The organism is Burkholderia sp. PvR073 (assembly GCF_054055695.1).
Genome location: NZ_JBSRXO010000011.1, coordinates 196,790 through 213,551 on the forward strand (window position 1 = coordinate 196,790; position 16,762 = coordinate 213,551).

A 16,762-nucleotide genomic window follows, 5' to 3' on the forward strand; every position below is an offset into this window, starting at 1 on the left:
TACCCGACTGGAGGCCCCGTGGCAGACGAGAGCGATCTCGACAGAACCGAAGCCGCCACTCCGAGACGCCGCGAAAAGGCGCGCGAGGAGGGGCAGGTCGCGCGTTCGCGCGAGCTGGCTTCGTTCGCGCTGCTCGCGGCCGGGTTCTACGGCGCGTGGCTGCTCGCGGGTCCGTCGGGCGCCCATCTCCAGGCCATGCTGCGCGGCGCGTTCGCGTTCGATCGCGCCACCGCGTTCGACACGCACCGGATGCTGTCGGCGGCCGGCAGCGCGAGCATCGAAGGGCTTGCCGCGCTGCTGCCGATCCTCGCGCTCACCGGCCTTGCCGCGCTGCTCGCGCCGATGGCGCTCGGCGGCTGGCTGATCTCACAGAAGACCTTCGAGCTGAAGTTCGACCGCCTGAACCCGATCTCGGGCCTCGGCCGCATCTTCTCGATCCAGGGGCCGATCCAGCTCTTGATGTCGCTCGCGAAGACGCTGGTCGTCGGCGGGATCGGCGGCATCACGATCTGGCGCAGCAAGGACGAGCTGCTCGGTCTCGCGACCCAGCCGCTCGGCTCGGCGCTCGCCGATGCGATGCATCTGGTCGCCGTGTGCTGCGGCGCGACGGTCGCCGGGATGCTGGTGGTCGCCGCGCTCGATGTGCCTTACCAAATCTGGCAGTACAACAAGAAGTTGCGCATGACGAAGGAAGAAGTGAAGCGCGAGCATCGCGAGAACGAGGGCGATCCGCACGTGAAGGGCCGCATCCGCCAGCAGCAGCGCGCGATCGCGCGGCGCCGGATGATGGCCGCCGTGCCGAAGGCCGACGTGGTCGTCACGAACCCGACGCACTTCGCCGTCGCGCTGCAATACACGGACGGCGAGATGCGCGCGCCGAAGGTCGTCGCGAAGGGCGTGAACCTCGTCGCCGCGCGCATCCGCGAACTCGCCGCCGAGCACAACGTGCCGCTGCTCGAAGCGCCGCCGCTCGCGCGTGCGCTGTATCACAACGTCGAAATCGAACGCGAGATTCCCGGCTCGCTATACTCGGCCGTCGCCGAGGTGCTCGCGTGGGTTTACCAGCTGCGGCGCTTCCGCTCGGAAGGCGGCGCCTTCCCGGCCGCGCCGGTCGATCTCGAGGTGCCGGCCGACCTCGACAAGGGGACGTCGGTATCGGCCGACGACGCGCGTGAAGAAGCCGAGGACACGCTCGGCCAGCAAGGGAACGCAGCATGAGCACCCCGACCACCGGCCTGTTCGCCAAACGCGCGAACCCGTTCGCGGGCACCAACCTGCGCGGGCTCGCGGGCCCGATCCTCATCTGCATGATCCTGGGGATGATGATCCTGCCGCTGCCGCCGCTGCTGCTGGATCTGCTGTTCACCTTCAACATCGCGCTGTCGGTGATGGTGCTGCTCGTCAGCATGTACACGATGAAGCCGCTCGACTTCGCGGCGTTCCCGAGCGTGCTGCTGTTCTCGACGCTGTTGCGCCTGTCGCTGAACGTCGCGTCGACGCGCGTCGTGCTGCTCGAGGGCCACACCGGCCCCGACGCGGCGGGCCAGGTGATCGAGGCGTTCGGCCACTTCCTCGTCGGCGGCAACTTCGCGGTCGGCATCGTCGTGTTCGTGATCCTGATGATCATCAACTTCATGGTGATCACGAAGGGCGCGGGGCGGATCGCCGAAGTGTCCGCGCGCTTCACGCTCGACGCGATGCCCGGCAAGCAGATGGCGATCGACGCCGACCTGAACGCGGGCCTCATCAACGAAGAGCAGGCCCGCAAGCGCCGCCTGGCCGTGTCGCAGGAAGCCGAGTTCTACGGGTCGATGGACGGCGCGTCGAAGTTCGTGCGCGGCGACGCGATCGCGGGCCTGATCATCATGGCGATCAACGTGATCGGCGGGCTGATCGTCGGGATGGTGCAGCACGACATGAGCTTCGCGGCGGCCGGCACCAACTACACGCTGCTGACGATCGGCGACGGCCTCGTCGCGCAGATCCCGTCGCTCGTGATCTCGACGGCGGCCGGCGTGATCGTATCGCGCGTGGCGACCGACGAGGACATCGGCACGCAGATCACCGGCCAGCTGTTCACGAACCCGCGCGTGCTGAACATCACCGGCGCGATCATCGTGCTGATGGGGCTGATCCCCGGCATGCCGCACTTCGCGTTCCTCGCGCTCGGCGCCGGCGCGATCTGGCTGGCCCGCACGCAGAGCCGCCGCGCGGCGGCCCGCCTGGCCGCCGGCGACGTGACCGAGGTCGCGCCGCCCGCCGCGTTGCCGGGCGACAGCCACGAGGCGACCTGGGACGACGTGCAGCTGATCGACCCGCTCGGCCTCGAAGTCGGCTACCGGCTGATTCCGCTCGTCGACAAGAACAGCGACGGCGAACTGCTCAAGCGCATCAAGAGCATCCGCAAGAAATTCGCGCAGGAAATCGGCTTCCTGCCGCCGGTGATCCACATCCGCGACAACCTCGAGCTGCGGCCGAACGCGTACCGGATCGCGCTGAAGGGGGTGGAGATCGGCGCGGGCGAAGTGTTCCCGGGCCAGTGGCTCGCGATCAACCCGGGCCAGGTGACGGCCGCGCTGCCGGGCGCCGCGACGCAGGACCCGGCGTTCGGGCTGCCGGCCGTGTGGATCGACGTCGCGATGCGCGAGCAGGCGCAGGTGTATGGCTATACGGTCGTCGATGCGAGCACGGTCGTCGCGACGCACCTGAACCATCTGGTCGTCCAGCACGCGGCCGAACTGCTCGGCCGCCAGGAAGTGCAGGCGCTCGTCGAGCGCACCGGCAAGGATGCGCCGTCGCTCGTCGAGGACCTCGTGCCGAAGACGATCTCGCTGACGACCCTGCAGAAAGTGCTGCAGAACCTGCTCGAGGAAGGCGTGCCGATCCGCGACATGCGCACGATCCTCGAGGCCGTGTCCGAACATGCCGGCCGCGGCGACGCGTACGAGATCACCGCCGCGGTGCGGCTGTCGCTCGGCCGCGCGATCACGCAGCAGTGGTATCCGGGCGCGGGCGAGATGCAGGTGATGGGCCTCGATTCGAATCTCGAGCGCGTGCTGTCGCAGGCGCTCGCCACCGGTGCGAACCCGGGCCTCGAGCCCGGCCTCGCGCACAACCTTCTGACCGGCACGCAACAGGCGATGCTGCGTCAACAGAATCTCGGGCTGCCGCCCGTGCTGCTGGTGCAGCACGCGCTGCGCGCGATGCTCGCGCGTTTCCTGCGCCGCAGCCTGCCGCAACTGAAAGTGCTGTCGTACGCCGAAGTGCCGGACACACGCACGATCAAAGTCGTTAACGTCATCGGGGGTTCCGCTTGAACATTCGCAAATTCACCGGCGCGACCAGCCGCGACGCGCTTCGCCTCGTGCGAGAGGCCCTGGGCGCCGACGCCGTCGTGCTGTCGAACCGCACGCTCGATGACGGCAGCGTCGAAATCGTCGCACTCGCCGACTCGGATCTCGCCGCGGTCACGCCGCCGGCCGCCGCCCGCCCGCGCACCGTTGCGTCGCGCACACCGGAATCCGTGCCGGCCGCGGCCGTCCCGGGCATCGTGTCGCGCCCGGGCGCCGCGCTCGCGCGCCCGGCCGTGAATCCGTATGTAGCCGGCGACGGCGGGCTGCCGGACGTGTTCTCGTCGGTGTTCGGCGCAAGCGCCGAAGCGACGGAACCGGCCGCCTTCGATGCTGACTCACACGCAATGGACGCGGCGGCGCCGTCATCGGTTACGCCTGCACCCGCTGCCGGCGCACCGGCAGCGTCGTCCGAACCCGCGCCGTGGCTCGTCGAGCACGCGAAGCGCCTGACGCAGCAGCGCGAAGCGCTGATCGCCCGCGCGCAGGCGGCATCGGCCGCGCCGCAAGCACCGGCGCCGGCCCGCATGCAGCAGGACGCGGCGTCCGCGACGCCGGCCGGCTGGGCGCGCGACATCGTGCGCAACGCCGAACGCCGGATGCCGTCCGCGGCCGCCGCCGTCCGCGCGAGCGAAACGAGCGAAAGGAGCGCCGCGAAGCCGGCCGAACGCACGCCCCTGTCCGCCGACGCGGCCGCCGCGGTGGCCGACGCGGTGAAGGCGCGCATCGAGAGCATCGTCAACGACACGGTGATGCACGAGCTCGGCGCGATGCGCGGGATGATGGAAGAGCAGTTCGACAGCCTGATGTGGCATGACCGCCAGCGCCGCAGCCCGGTGCACGGCGCGCTGACCAAGCACTTGTTCTCGGCCGGTTTCTCCGCGCAGCTGGTGCGCATGATGGTCGACAACCTGCCGTCCGGCGACGGCGCGCAGACCTTCGAGCAGGCCGCCGAATGGGCGCAGTCGGTGCTCGCGGCGAACCTGCCGGTGCTCGAGAACGAAGACGCGCTGATGGAGCGCGGCGGCGTGTTCGCGCTGATGGGGCCGACCGGCGTCGGCAAGACGACCACCACGGCGAAGCTCGCGGCGCGCTGCGTGATGCGCTTCGGCGCGAGCAAGGTCGCGCTGCTGACCACCGACAGCTACCGGATCGGCGGCCATGAGCAGCTGCGCATCTTCGGCAAGATCCTTGGCGTGCCCGTGCACGCGGTGAAGGATGCCGGCGACCTCGAACTTGCGCTGTCCGAGCTGCGCAACAAGCACATCGTGCTGATCGACACGATCGGCATGAGCCAGCGCGATCGCGCGCTGTCGGACCAGATCGCGATGCTGCACGGCGCGAACGCGCCGGTGCAGCGCCTGCTGCTGCTCAACGCGACGAGCCACGGCGACACGCTCAACGAGGTCGTCCAGGCCTACCGCAGCGCGGCCGAGTATCCGGATCTCGCCGGCTGCATCCTGACGAAGCTCGACGAGGCGACTCACCTCGGCGGCGTACTCGACACCGTGATCCGCTACAAGCTGCCCATTCACTACGTGTCGACCGGCCAGAAGGTGCCGGAGAACCTGTACGTCGCGTCGACCAAATTCCTGCTGAAGAGCGCGTTCTGTGTGCCGCGCGACGGTTCGCCCTTCGTGCCCGAGGACGAGGACATGCCGACGCTGCTTTCCGCACTGACCGCCCGTTCCACCGCCGATCTGCACGAGGTGCGATTTGGATAAACGGATCATCGACCAGGCAGAAGGGCTGCGGCGCCTGCTGGCCGGGCGCGCATCGCGCATCGTCGCGGTGACGGGCGGGCCGGCGGGCGTCGGTTGCACGACCACCGTCTTGAACGTCGCGGCCGCGTTGGCCGCGCTCGGCAAGGACGTGCTCGTCGTCGACGAGCGTGCCGACGTGCATTCGGCTTCGGCAACGCTTGCGGGCGCGTGGCTGCGCGACGGCGAACGCACGCGCGTCGCCGCCGGGTTCGGCCTGTGCGCGGCCGCGCGGCTCGCGCGCGACGGCTACAGCGACACGCAGCTGAGCGATTTCATCGACGGCCAGGCCGACATCGTGCTGGTCGACGCGCAGCTCGGCGCGGACGGCGCGTTCTCCGCGCTCGCGCGCGAGGCGCACGACGTGCTGATCGTCACGCGGGTTGCCGCGCAGGCGATCACCGAGGCCTACGCGTGCATGAAGCGGCTGCATTTCGCGCACGCGGTCGCGCAGTTCCGCGTGCTGACCAATCACGTCGGCAGCCACGCCGACGCCAGGACCGCATTCGACAACCTCGCGGGCGTCGCGAGCCGCTACCTGACGGTGTCGATCGCCGACGCCGGCTGCGTGAGCGCCGATCCGCTCGCCGAGCATGCGCGCGACCTGATGCATACCGTGGTCGACGCGTTCCCGTCGTCGGCCGCGGCGCGCGATTACCGGCAGATTGCCGCCGATTTGCTGTACTGGCCGATGCGCCCGAGTTCGGGTGCGGGGCGTGCCGTGCATGCGGGCGGCAAGCCGTCGTACGAGGCGGGTGCGGCTCACGCCGCGTGAGGAAGGAGAGAGCCATGATGTACAACGCTCAAGGCAAGATGACCCAGGCCGACGTGCTCGCGCAATACGCGCCGCTCGTGCGGCGCCTGGGGCTGCAGCTCGTCGCGAAGATGCCGGCGAGCGTCGACCTCGACGACCTGATCCAGGCCGGCATGATCGGCCTGATGGACGCGGCCGGCCGCTACAAGGAAGATCAGGGCGCGCAGTTCGAGACCTACGCGACCCAGCGCATCCGCGGTGCGATGCTCGACGAGCTGCGCAGCAACGACTGGCTGCCGCGCAGCCTGCGCAAGACGTCGCGCGAGGTCGAGTACGCGGTGCACCAGGTCGAGCAGCAGCTCGGCCGCTCGGCGAGCGAGACCGAGATCGCGCAGCACCTGAAGATGCCGCTCGACGAATACCAGGGGATGCTGCAGGACCTGCACGGCAGCCAGCTCATCTACTACGAGGATTTCGACCGCGCGGCCGACGACGAGCCGTTCCTCGACCGCTATCGCGTCGATCACGCCGATCCGCTGTCGGCGCTGCTCGACGACCACCTGCGCGAGGCGCTCGTCGAAGCGATCGACCGCCTGCCCGAGCGCGAGAAGCTGCTGATGTCGCTGTACTACGAGCGCGGGCTGAACCTGCGCGAGATCGGTGCGGTGCTCGAGGTCAGCGAGTCGCGCGTGTGCCAGCTGCACAGCCAGGCCGTCGCGCGCCTGCGCGCGCGGTTGCGCGAACAGGCGTGGGTTGGTGCGGAGAGCTGAATGTGCGGGCCGACGGCGGCGCGGCACGTCATCCGCCCGGCAGGTCTTCCATCAGAGGCGGGCCGCTCAATTGCAGCGTAATCAGATAACGCTCGTCGTCCGGCCGGTTTTCGTGGACGAAGCGGCGAACGTCGATCGATACCTGGTACTTGTCGCCAGCCAGCCAGAATGTTTGCGGCGCGAGATTGGCACGCATGAGCGCTTTCATATCGCGGGTGTCGCTGATCGGCGGATGCTGCGCAGCGAAAATCTGACGCCAGCCTGCACGCCGCAACTGGTCCTGTAAATCGAGCAGGATCGCTATCGTCTCGTCCAGCGGCAGGGTCTTTGTCTGCGGAGACAACGTGACTGCCCGGACTGCTCCACGCTCGTCCGCGTAGAGGCTCAGAAACTTTGCTGCCGGCGTCACGAATCCATACTGACTGTCGCTGAACCGAAAGGCGGCTGGCCGTTTGACATGCAGGTCGATCGAATTGTCCTGCGTCGCAATCGGCAAGGTCGAGCGGGATTGCTGACGTACCTGCTCATACGGCTCGCCGATCGTCAGGGTAACCTGATCACCGGGGCGAAGCGCCACGAAGCTCCCCCACAAGACAGCCAGCGCAAGCGTGGCGCTTGCTATCCGCCAGCGCCAGCCAATTTTCCTGCTTTTCATCAACGGCCCCCTTGCGCGATGAGACGCAGTGAATTCTCCACAAGCACACGCTGAATTGGATCGCTCAGCAGATCGTCGAAGCGACGCGCAGCGCGCATCACAAACGCCATCCGCTGATCCGCATTGGCGAGGTTTGCCAGCGGTTGCTTGCTGAACACTTCCTGCTGTGCATTCCCGCCACTGACCGTGCATTGATTGGCAAGGGTCAACTGGATTTCTCGAGACGACGCTGACGGAATGTTGAGCGCCCAGGCAAACTGATTGGCTCGCATCAATATCGCGAAGTATGGATCGTCGTACATGGCGGGCTGGAGAATGTTCAGTTGCTCATGTCGAGCCAGCCACCTGACACCCTCGCTCAGGGTGCCCGTGTCGATTGCCCGGAATCCACTTCGAATTTCATCCTTGACGGCCGCAAACCGAACACTGTCGCCAATCGGCCAGCGAACTGTTCCCCTGAGCTGCTCCCGTTCTTTCAGGCAGCGCTCGAATCGCTGCAAGCCGAACTCCTTGTAGAACATGTGCAGCGGCCAGATATCAAGAAACAGCGCCGCGTTTCCCTTGGCGAGCATTTCATACGCCTTGCGTGAACCTTCCCCGTAGGCTTGATCGTGCACCGGCATTCGCGGCGACCCGTAAGGCGACAAGCGCTCCAGCGGGGAACTGGCCCGTTCCCAACGCTGGTACGCATCGCGCTGACGATTCGATCTGGCGATCATGTCGGCTGCGTTCAGCAGACCGCATCCGACCTGCTTCGACGCAAACGCGGCGAGCCCCGCCCATTGAAACCGGCGATCGTCGAGCCAGAGCTGCGCGTAGGCTGCGTTGATCCGCCGATTGATCGATATCGGGTCGCCATCCGAGACAATGGCTTCAGCCTGTCTCTGGAAGTGGCGCCAGCCGTTCACGCAATCCTGTCGGTCGTCCTCCGCACGCTGGTTTGCCGCAGCCTCTTCCTCTCGCCAATTCGGGTAGCAAATCGGGCAACGTCGATCGTCGCACTTCGACATTTCTCTCACTCGTTCTTGTGTCCAGCGGTTTCTCGTGCGCCGCCAGGACAGCCGTTGCGGCGTCGCGCTCATGCCGCGACCCTGAGCCGCGCGCTGCGTCAATCTAGCGCAGCCCGCGCCGCGCCCGTCTCAATAAAAGGGCGCGCTTCGAGCAGCGCGTCGCCGCGTATGGCATTCAACGGTCCGACACAAGAAATTTTCGTCGCGATTTGCTACAATCCCTCCCGTTTTCCGAGGAGCGTTGCGACGGACCTTCTGCGTCCGCCAGGCTCGGAGAGCTTCACCAAGCAGCCGTGCGGCGAGATTCGCGCCGGCCCCGCTTCCTGAACGGCGCTCACGTCACCAATTTCTAGAACTTTTTTAGAAAGGAGGGCGTGATGAACGCCATTATCGATTCGCAAGCTTCCAAGGATTACGTCGTCGCCGACATGGCGCTTGCCGCCTGGGGCCGCAAGGAACTGAACATCGCCGAGACCGAAATGCCCGGCCTCGTGCAGATCCGCGACGAATACAAGGCGCAGCAGCCGCTGAAGGGCGCGCGCATCGCGGGCTCGCTGCACATGACGATCCAGACCGGCGTGCTGATCGAGACGCTGAAGGCGCTCGGCGCCGATGTCCGCTGGGCGTCGTGCAACATCTTCTCGACGCAGGACCACGCCGCTGCCGCGATCGTCGAAGCCGGCACGCCGGTGTTCGCGTTCAAGGGCGAGTCGCTCGACGAATACTGGGAGTTCTCGCACCGCATCTTCGAATGGCCGAACGGCGAATTCGCGAACATGATCCTGGACGACGGCGGCGACGCAACGCTGCTGCTGATCCTCGGTTCGAAGGCCGAGAAGGACCGTTCGGTGATCGCGAAGCCGACCAACGAGGAAGAAGTCGCGCTGTACAAGTCGATCGCGAAGCACCTCGACGCCGACCCGACCTGGTACTCGACGCGCCTCGCGCACATCAAGGGCGTGACCGAAGAAACCACGACCGGCGTGCACCGCCTGTACCAGATGGAAAAGGACGGCCGCCTGCCGTTCCCGGCGTTCAACGTGAACGACTCGGTCACGAAGTCGAAGTTCGACAACCTGTACGGCTGCCGTGAATCGCTCGTCGACGGCATCAAGCGCGCGACCGACGTGATGATCGCGGGCAAGGTCGCGGTCGTCGCGGGCTACGGCGACGTGGGCAAGGGCTGCGCGCAGTCGCTGCGCGGCCTGGGCGCCACCGTGTGGGTCACCGAAATCGATCCGATCTGCGCGCTGCAGGCGGCGATGGAAGGCTACCGCGTCGTGACGATGGAATACGCGGCCGACAAGGCCGACATCTTCGTGACGGCGACCGGCAACTACCACGTGATCAACCACGATCACATGAAGGCGATGCGCCACAACGCGATCGTCTGCAACATCGGTCACTTCGACTCGGAAATCGACGTCGCGTCGACCCGCCAGTACCAGTGGGAAAACATCAAGCCGCAGGTCGACCACATCATCTTCCCGGACGGCAAGCGCGTGATCCTGCTGGCCGAAGGCCGCCTCGTGAACCTCGGCTGCGCGACCGGCCACCCGTCGTTCGTGATGTCGAACTCGTTCGCGAACCAGACGCTCGCGCAGATCGAGCTGTTCGTGCGCGGCGCCGAGTACGAGAACAAGGTGTACGTGCTGCCGAAGCATCTCGATGAAAAGGTCGCGCGCCTGCACCTCGCGCGCATCGGCGCGAACCTGTCCGTGCTGTCGGACGAGCAGGCTTCGTACATCGGCGTGCAGAAGGACGGCCCGTTCAAGCCGAACCACTACCGCTATTGATGCGCCGCCGCCGTGCCGTGCGCGTCCCGCTTCGGGCGTGCGCGGCATCGCGGCATGGTGCCGGATCGCCGGCCGTCGCGCCGTGCCCGCGGGCACGCGTGGCGGCCGGCGGCGGCCACTGACCGTACAGATCGACAATCGAACCGGAGCCCTCCATGAGCGTCATTCTCACCTGGGTCATCAACGCCCTCGCGCTGCTGATCATCACGTACCTCGTGCCGTCGATCCACATCAAGAGCTTCGGCACCGCGCTGATCATCGCGGTCGTGCTCGGCCTGATCAACACGGTGATCCGTCCGGTGCTGATCCTGCTGACGCTGCCCGTCACGATCGTCACGCTCGGGGTGTTCATCCTCGTCGTGAACGCGTTGTGCTTCTGGTTCGCGTCGTCGCTGCTCAAGGGGTTCGAGGTATCGGGTTTCTGGTCCGCGTTCTTCGGTTCGATCCTGTACAGCATCGTGTCGTGGCTGCTGTCCGCGCTGATCTTCGGGCAGCGCGACATCGGCTGACGGCCGGGCCCACTCTTGCGAATCATGAAACCGATCGAACTCTCGTTTGAATTCTTCCCGCCGAAGACGGCGGAAGGCGTCGAGAAGCTGCGCGCGACGCGTGCGCAGCTGCTGCCGCTGAAGCCGAAATTCGTCTCCGTGACGTTCGGCGCGGGCGGCTCGACGCAGCAGGGCACGCTCGACACCGTGCTCGACATGCAGAAGGACGGCCTCGAAGCCGCGCCGCACCTGTCGTGCATCGGCTCGTCGCGCGCCGACCTGCGCGCGATCCTCGACCAGTACCGCTCGCACGGCATCCGCCACATCGTCGCGCTGCGCGGCGACCTGCCGTCGGGGATGGGCGCGGTCGGCGAGCTCCGCTATGCGTCGGAACTCGTCAGCTTCATCCGCGCCGAGCATGGCGACTGGTTCCACATCGAAGTCGCCGGCTATCCGGAGTACCACCCGCAAGCGCGCTCGCCGAAGGCCGATCTCGAGAATTTCGCGCGCAAGGTGAAGGCCGGCGCGAATTCCGCGATCACGCAGTACTTCTTCAACGCCGACGCGTATTTCCGCTTCGTCGACGATGCGCGCAAGCTGGGTGTGGACGTGCCGATCGTGCCGGGCATCATGCCGATCACGAACTTCACGCAACTGATGCGCTTCTCGGAAATGTGCGGCGCGGAAGTGCCGCGCTGGGTCGCGCGCCGGCTCGAGAGCTTCGGCGACGATCGCGACGCGATCCGCGCGTTCGGCGCGGACGTCGTCACGAACCTGTGCCAGCGCCTGGTCGACGCGGGCGTGCCGGGGCTGCACTTCTATACGCTGAACGCGGCGTCCGCGACGCAGACCATCTGCGAACGGCTCGCCCTGTAAGCGCCATCGCGCGGTTGCATGCCAGAAAGCCCCGTCGGCCAACACCGGCGGGGTTTTTTTTCGCCGCCGGCCGAGCGCGGTGGCAATGGTGCTTGCGTCAGCGCTGCGCCTGCATCAACGGCGGGCGCCGGTCGAACCACGGCCGCGCCTGTTCGAGCTGACGTGCGAGCTTCAGCAGCAATGCATCGTCGGTGTGGCGCGCGACGAATTGCACGCCGATCGGCAGCCCGCGCGCATTCCAGTAGAGCGGCACCGACATCGCCGGCTGGCCCGTCAGGTTGAACAGCTCGGTGCAGCCGGCCCACGCGAACGCCTTCTCTGACGACTTCGCCAGCATTTCCCGCAGCAGCGGCTTCACCGGCAGCGCGCCGAGCAGCTTCATCTGCGCGGCTTCGAGCGGCGTCGGCTGCAACGCGCCGATCTTGACCGGCGGCCCCGCGAGCGTCGCGCACAGGACCACGTCGTAGCGCGACACGAGGCCCGCGACCTGCACGGTGAGCTGGCGCTGCCATTCGAGCACGTCCGGCAGCCGCGCGCGAGCGACGCGCCGCCCGACCACGGCCATTGCCCACGTTGCCGGTTCGAATTCGGCGCGCTTCGGCGTGCGTCCGGTCAGCGTGCGCGCGCCGAGCACCAGCTCCTCGGCGATCGTCGCCCACAGCGTGAGAAAGGTCTCGGCCGCGCGCGCATAGTCGATGTGCAGCGTCGCCGGTTCGACGTGATGGCCGAGCGATTCGACGAGCGCCGCTGCGTCGTCGAGCGCGGCGCGCGTGTCGTCGTCGAGCGCCGGGGCGAGCATCGGGTCGGCGATGAGGCCGATCCGCAGCGGGCCGGGCGGCGTGTCGAGCGCGCCGAGAAAGGTGCCGGGCGCGCCGGGCGGCAGCGTCTGGGCGGTCGTCACGTCGAGCAGCAGCGCGCTGTCGCGCACGCTGCGCGACACCGCGTGCTGGACCACCAGCTCGCCGTTCGACGGCAGGTCGACCAGCATCGGGTTGCGGCTCGGCTTCAGGCCGAACAGCCCGCAGCACGACGCGGGGATCCGGATCGAGCCGCCGCCGTCGGACGCATGCGCGAGCGGCACGATGCCGGCCGCGACGGCGGCTGCCGCGCCGCCGCTCGAGCCGCCGGGCGTGTGATCGAGGTTCCACGGATTGCGGCACGCGCCGAACAGTTCGGGTTCGGTGTACGGCATCTGGCCGATTTCCGACGTGTTGGTCTTGCCGAACACGTTGAGCCCCGCCGCGCGGCTGCGCGCGATCAACGGCGAATCGTCGGCGGGAACGAAGTAGCGGTAGTGCCGGCTGCCCATCGACAGCGGCAGCCCGGCGACCGCCGCGCCGAGATCCTTGACGAGATACGGGACGCCCGCGAACGGCGCGTCCGTGCCGGCGCCGACGGCCGACTCCGTCCGCTTGCGCGCGGCCTCGTAGTCCTGCAGCACGATCGCGTTGACCGCGCCGTTTACCGCTTCGGCCTGACCGATCGCGGCGTCGAGCAGCTCGCGCGGGCTCGCCTTGCGTTCGCGTACGAGCGCGGCGAGGCCGATCGCGTCATGCGCGAGATAGTCCGAGTGCATCGCTGTCACCCCCGTTGTGACCTGTGGCGATGAAAGGAGGATAACGCGGGCCCGGCGTGCCGGGCCCGTTACCGGCCGGGCCGCCCTTTACAGATGCTCGGCGAGGAACGTCAGCGTGCGGCCGTGCGCGAGGGCCGACGCGCGCTGGTTGTACGACGCGCGGTCCGTGCAGTTGAAGCCGTGCTCGGCGCCCGGGTACACATGGAACGAGGCGTTGTCGCGGCCCGCGAACGCGCCCTTCACCTGTTCGACGGCGTCGAGCGGGATCCCGTGGTCGTTCTCCGCGTAGTGGAACAGGATCGGCTGCGTGACCTTGCCGGCGAGGTCGAGCGCATTCTGGATGCCGCCGCCGTAATAGGCGACCGCCGCATCGACGTTGCCGGCAGCGGCCACGCGGTACGCGAGCTGGCCACCGAAGCAGTAGCCGATCGCGGCGACCTTGCCGGCGACTTCGGGGCGTGCGCGCAATGCGTCGGCGGCTGCGCCGATGTCCGCGACCGCGAGGCCGACGTCGGTCTTCTTCATCAGGTCGATGCCTTTGTCGCGATCGGCGCCTTCGTAGGTCAGCTCGACGCGCGGCTGCGTGCGCCAGAACACGTCCGGCGCGAGCGCGACGAAGCCGTCGGCCGCGTACTGATCGGCGACCGCGCGGATGTGCGAGTTCACGCCGAAGATCTCCTGGATGATGATGACGGCGGGGCCCTTGCCGCGCTTGGGCAGCGCGAGATAGCCGCCGAAGCTGTCGTTACCGGTCGGGATGTCGATCCATTGGGCAGTCACGTTTGAACTCCTGGCGAACGGGCGCGCGACACGCGCGCCGCGGATGGAAAAAGGGGCGGCCTAGTGTGCCACCAATCCTGTGGCGCTGCAGCGCGCGCAAGCGCTTGCTTGCCGGGTGTTAGCGCTGGTCGGAGCCGCGCCCGAACCTGCTTCTCGTGCAGCGATCGTTTTGATCTCGATTATTCATTTTTCGGCGGTGCGCGGCTTCGATAGAGTCGATGTGTCAGCCTTTACAAAGCGCTTTCGCGCGTCGTCATCGAAGGATTCGCCATGTCCGCCCGTGCATTTTCCACCCCGTTTTCCGAACGCTTCGGCCTGCGCCTGCCGCTCGTGCAGGCGCCGATGGTCGGCGCCACCACGGCCGCGATGGTCGCGGCCGCGTCCAATGCCGGCGCGCTCGGCAGCCTCGGCGCCGGCGCGTTCGAGCCGGAGCGTCTCGCGACCGAAGTCGGCGCGATTCGCGCGGCGACCGCGCGGCCGTTCGCCGTGAACCTGTTCGTGTTGTCCGAGGCCGCGCCCGACGCGGCGAGCGTTGCCCGCGCGCTCGCCGCGATCGATCCGCTGAACGCGGAACTTGGCCTGCCGCCCGGCACCGCGCCCGCGCGCTACGCCCCCGACTTCCGGGCGCAGCTCGACGCGCTCGTCGCGCTGCGGGTGCCGGTCGCGAGCTTCACGTTCGGCGTGCTCGACGCGGCCGACGTCGCGCGCCTGAAGGCGGCCGGCACGTACGTGATCGGCACCGCGACGCACGTCGCCGAAGGGCTCGCATGGCAGGCGGCCGGCGCTGACGCGCTGTCCGCGCAGGGCGCCGAAGCCGGCGGCCATCGCGGCACCTTCATCGGCTCGGCCGACGACGCGCTGATCGGCACGCTCGCGCTGGTGCCGCAGCTCGTCGACGCGACCGGCCTGCCCGTGCTCGCCGCGGGCGGCATCATGGACGGCCGCGGGATCGCCGCCGCGCTCGCGCTCGGCGCGCAGGCCTCGCAACTCGGCACCGCGTTCCTGACGTGCGCGGAAAGCGCGATCGCGGCGGACTGGAAGGCGCGGCTGCTCGCGAGCTCCGATACGTCGACGCAGGTCACGCGCGCGATCACCGGGCGTCATGCGCGCGGATTGCGCAACACGCTGATGGCGCGGCTCGGCGAACGCGTGGCCGATGCCGCATCGTATCCGGTGCAGAACGCGCTGACGCAGCCGCTGCGCCAGGCCGCCGCGCGCGCGAACGACGGCGACTACCTGTCGCTGTGGGCCGGGCAGGGCGCGCCGCTCGCACGGCGGCGCGACGCCGCGCTGACGACGTCGCAACTCGTCGACGCACTCGACGCCGAATGGCGTGCAATCGCCGTATGAATGGGTCGACGGCCGTGTGACCGGTGCGTGTCGGCGCCTCTATCACGTGAAGAAAACGCGCGTGCTGTCACGCGCGTTTCATTCAATGATCCCGTGCACAAAATACCGAATCGAAATGACACGGGAATGCTTTAAATCCCCCTTCCATCCGGCCGTCCGTAATTAGCGGAAACCCTTATCAGGCGGGGCTTCCGGAGTATTCGAGTAGTCATTCCAAAGCGCCCGTATCGGTAGTGTTACCACTACCCCAAAAAAGTCCCACAAATTAATTTGATCACCTACACTTGCGCGCAAGTACGGACGGGGGGCCGCTAAAAGCGGTTGTCTTTACGTGCTTGAGGCCAAGTGCATGAACGATGCAACCGGCGAATCGTCCAGTGATGCAAACACAGGGATGGCAGCGGGGCACCGGGCGATGGCGTTTTATTGGGACCGAAACTGGAGACTTACATGAATATCAAGATGCAAAAGCTGCTGCCGATCACCGCCGCGGCGATGCTGTGCGTTGCAGCTGCAAGCAACGCGGCCGCCGATCAAGTCGTCAAGATCGGCCACGTCGCGCCCTTGACGGGCGGCATTGCACACCTGGGGAAGGACAACGAAAACGGTGCACGTCTCGCAGTCGAGGAGATCAACGCCAAGGGTCTGACGATCGGCGGCCAGAAAATCACGCTGCAACTCGATGCGCAGGATGACGCGGCCGACCCGCGCCAGGCCACGCAGGTTGCGCAGAAGCTCGTCGACGACAAGGTCGTCGCGGTGGTCGGCCACCTGAACTCGGGCACGTCGATCCCGGCCTCGAAGATCTACAGCGATTCGGGCATCGTGCAGATCTCGCCGTCGGCGACCAACCCGGCTTACACGCAGCAGGGCTTCAAGACCACGTATCGCGTGGTGGCGACCGATGCGCAGCAGGGTCCGGCACTCGCGAACTACGCGCACTCGAAGGGCATCAAGAGCGTCGCGGTGGTCGATGACTCGACCGCATACGGCCAGGGTCTCGCGAACGAGTTCGAGAAGAAGGCGAAGGCGCTCGGCCTGAAGGTGGTGTCGCACGACGCGACCAACGACAAGGCGGTCGACTTCCGCGCGATTCTGACCAAGATCAAGGGCGAGAATCCGGACGCGATCATGTACGGCGGCATGGACGCCACCGGCGGCCCGTTCGCGAAACAGGCGAAGCAGCTCGGCCTGCGCGCGAAGATCTTCGCGGGCGACGGCGTGTGCACGGAGAAGCTGGCCGACCTGGCCGGCGATGCGACTGACAACGTCGTGTGCTCGGAAGCTGGTGCATCGCTCGAGAAGATGCCGGGCGGCGGCGCGTTCAAGGCGAAGTACGAGAAGCGTTTCGGCCAGCCGATCCAGATCTACGCACCGTTCACGTATGACGCCGTGTACATCATCGCCGACGCGATGAAGCGCTCGAACTCGACGGACCCGGCGAAGATCCTCGCCGCGATGCCGGCGACGAACTACACGGGCGTGATCGGCACGACGACCTTCGACGCGAAGGGCGACCTGCGGCACGGCGTGATCTCGCTGTACAACTACAAGAGCGGCAAGAAGACGCTGCTCGACGAAGTGAAGATGTAAGCTG

General features: G+C 67.4%; 14 protein-coding genes and 1 riboswitch. Of the genes, 10 read left to right on the forward strand and 4 right to left on the reverse strand.

Annotated features, from left to right (window positions below; genetic code table 11):
* The first annotated feature begins 18 nt into the window (after positions 1-18).
* The 5 genes from flhB to ACVK00_RS27600 are packed head-to-tail and all read left to right on the forward strand — an operon-like array spanning position 19 to position 6,634.
* Positions 19-1,218: a flagellar biosynthesis protein FlhB gene (flhB, locus tag ACVK00_RS27580; protein ID WP_284899191.1), complete on the forward strand. Its 1,200-nt coding sequence runs from the start codon at positions 19-21 to the stop codon at positions 1,216-1,218.
* On the forward strand, positions 1,215-3,317 hold the full coding sequence (gene flhA / locus ACVK00_RS27585; RefSeq protein WP_284899189.1) for a flagellar biosynthesis protein FlhA: 2,103 nt from the start codon (positions 1,215-1,217) through the stop codon (positions 3,315-3,317). The genes flhB and flhA overlap by 4 nt, the downstream gene beginning before the upstream one ends.
* Positions 3,314-5,074 carry a flagellar biosynthesis protein FlhF gene (gene flhF, locus ACVK00_RS27590; RefSeq protein WP_284899187.1) on the forward strand — a complete coding sequence of 587 codons (1,761 nt, stop codon included), beginning with the start codon at positions 3,314-3,316 and terminating at the stop codon, positions 5,072-5,074. Before flhA ends, flhF begins: the two co-directional genes overlap by 4 nt.
* Positions 5,067-5,885, forward strand: a complete 819-nt coding sequence (locus tag ACVK00_RS27595) for a MinD/ParA family ATP-binding protein (protein ID WP_228906472.1) — start codon at positions 5,067-5,069, stop codon at positions 5,883-5,885. The genes flhF and ACVK00_RS27595 overlap by 8 nt, the downstream gene beginning before the upstream one ends.
* Positions 5,886-5,899: 14 nt before the next feature.
* Positions 5,900-6,634, forward strand: a complete 735-nt coding sequence (locus ACVK00_RS27600) for an RNA polymerase sigma factor FliA (RefSeq protein WP_228906473.1) — start codon at positions 5,900-5,902, stop codon at positions 6,632-6,634.
* Between the two features lie 28 nt (positions 6,635-6,662).
* On the opposite strand, the gene ACVK00_RS27605 is transcribed toward ACVK00_RS27600, so the two are convergent.
* Positions 6,663-7,289, reverse strand: coding sequence for a flagellar biosynthesis sigma factor (locus ACVK00_RS27605; RefSeq protein ID WP_284899184.1), 627 nt, complete (start codon positions 7,287-7,289; stop codon positions 6,663-6,665).
* On the reverse strand, positions 7,289-8,299 hold the full coding sequence (locus ACVK00_RS27610; protein WP_228906477.1) for a DUF2515 family protein: 1,011 nt from the start codon (positions 8,297-8,299) through the stop codon (positions 7,289-7,291). The genes ACVK00_RS27605 and ACVK00_RS27610 overlap by 1 nt, the downstream gene beginning before the upstream one ends.
* Positions 8,300-8,526: 227 nt before the next feature.
* A riboswitch (S-adenosyl-L-homocysteine riboswitch) is annotated at positions 8,527-8,642 on the forward strand.
* Positions 8,643-8,676: 34 nt separating this feature from the next.
* On the opposite strand from ACVK00_RS27610, the gene ahcY reads away from it, so the two are divergent.
* The 3 genes from ahcY to metF all read left to right on the forward strand — a co-directional run bounded on the left by ahcY (position 8,677) and on the right by metF (position 11,459).
* Positions 8,677-10,095: an adenosylhomocysteinase gene (gene ahcY / locus ACVK00_RS27615; protein WP_284899182.1), complete on the forward strand. Its 1,419-nt coding sequence runs from the start codon at positions 8,677-8,679 to the stop codon at positions 10,093-10,095.
* Positions 10,096-10,250: 155 nt separating this feature from the next.
* A complete protein-coding gene (locus tag ACVK00_RS27620) occupies positions 10,251-10,604 on the forward strand; it encodes a phage holin family protein (RefSeq protein ID WP_006477367.1) in 354 nt (117 codons plus the stop codon).
* Positions 10,605-10,628: 24 nt separating this feature from the next.
* Positions 10,629-11,459 (forward strand): methylenetetrahydrofolate reductase [NAD(P)H], encoded by an 831-nt coding sequence (gene metF, locus ACVK00_RS27625; RefSeq protein ID WP_166726096.1) that lies wholly within the window; start codon positions 10,629-10,631, stop codon positions 11,457-11,459.
* Positions 11,460-11,556: 97 nt separating this feature from the next.
* On the opposite strand, the gene ACVK00_RS27630 is transcribed toward metF, so the two are convergent.
* Both ACVK00_RS27630 and ACVK00_RS27635 read right to left on the reverse strand, forming a co-directional pair.
* Positions 11,557-13,035, reverse strand: coding sequence for an amidase (locus tag ACVK00_RS27630; RefSeq protein ID WP_284899285.1), 1,479 nt, complete (start codon positions 13,033-13,035; stop codon positions 11,557-11,559).
* Positions 13,036-13,122: 87 nt separating this feature from the next.
* On the reverse strand, positions 13,123-13,815 hold the full coding sequence (locus ACVK00_RS27635; protein ID WP_354122893.1) for a dienelactone hydrolase family protein: 693 nt from the start codon (positions 13,813-13,815) through the stop codon (positions 13,123-13,125).
* A gap of 270 nt (positions 13,816-14,085) precedes the next feature.
* Between ACVK00_RS27635 and ACVK00_RS27640 the strand changes: the two genes are divergently transcribed.
* Positions 14,086-15,165 carry an NAD(P)H-dependent flavin oxidoreductase gene (locus ACVK00_RS27640; RefSeq protein ID WP_284899063.1) on the forward strand — a complete coding sequence of 360 codons (1,080 nt, stop codon included), beginning with the start codon at positions 14,086-14,088 and terminating at the stop codon, positions 15,163-15,165.
* Positions 15,166-15,615: 450 nt separating this feature from the next.
* A complete protein-coding gene (locus ACVK00_RS27645) occupies positions 15,616-16,758 on the forward strand; it encodes a branched-chain amino acid ABC transporter substrate-binding protein (protein ID WP_228906485.1) in 1,143 nt (380 codons plus the stop codon).
* Positions 16,759-16,762 lie beyond the last annotated feature (4 nt).

What these genes read in the sequence shown, in the direction of transcription:
- flhA (WP_284899189.1), top strand. Translation starts at nt 1,215, where the DNA reads ATGAGCACCCCGACCACCGGCCTGTTCGCCAAACGCGCGAACCCGTTC.
- ACVK00_RS27600 (WP_228906473.1), top strand. Translation starts at nt 5,900, where the DNA reads ATGATGTACAACGCTCAAGGCAAGATGACCCAGGCCGACGTGCTCGCG.
- ACVK00_RS27605 (WP_284899184.1), bottom strand. Translation starts at nt 7,289, where the DNA reads ATGAAAAGCAGGAAAATTGGCTGGCGCTGGCGGATAGCAAGCGCCACG.
- ACVK00_RS27610 (WP_228906477.1), bottom strand. Translation starts at nt 8,299, where the DNA reads ATGTCGAAGTGCGACGATCGACGTTGCCCGATTTGCTACCCGAATTGG.
- ahcY (WP_284899182.1), top strand. Translation starts at nt 8,677, where the DNA reads ATGAACGCCATTATCGATTCGCAAGCTTCCAAGGATTACGTCGTCGCC.
- ACVK00_RS27620 (WP_006477367.1), top strand. Translation starts at nt 10,251, where the DNA reads ATGAGCGTCATTCTCACCTGGGTCATCAACGCCCTCGCGCTGCTGATC.
- metF (WP_166726096.1), top strand. Translation starts at nt 10,629, where the DNA reads ATGAAACCGATCGAACTCTCGTTTGAATTCTTCCCGCCGAAGACGGCG.
- ACVK00_RS27630 (WP_284899285.1), bottom strand. Translation starts at nt 13,035, where the DNA reads ATGCACTCGGACTATCTCGCGCATGACGCGATCGGCCTCGCCGCGCTC.
- ACVK00_RS27640 (WP_284899063.1), top strand. Translation starts at nt 14,086, where the DNA reads ATGTCCGCCCGTGCATTTTCCACCCCGTTTTCCGAACGCTTCGGCCTG.
- ACVK00_RS27645 (WP_228906485.1), top strand. Translation starts at nt 15,616, where the DNA reads ATGAATATCAAGATGCAAAAGCTGCTGCCGATCACCGCCGCGGCGATG.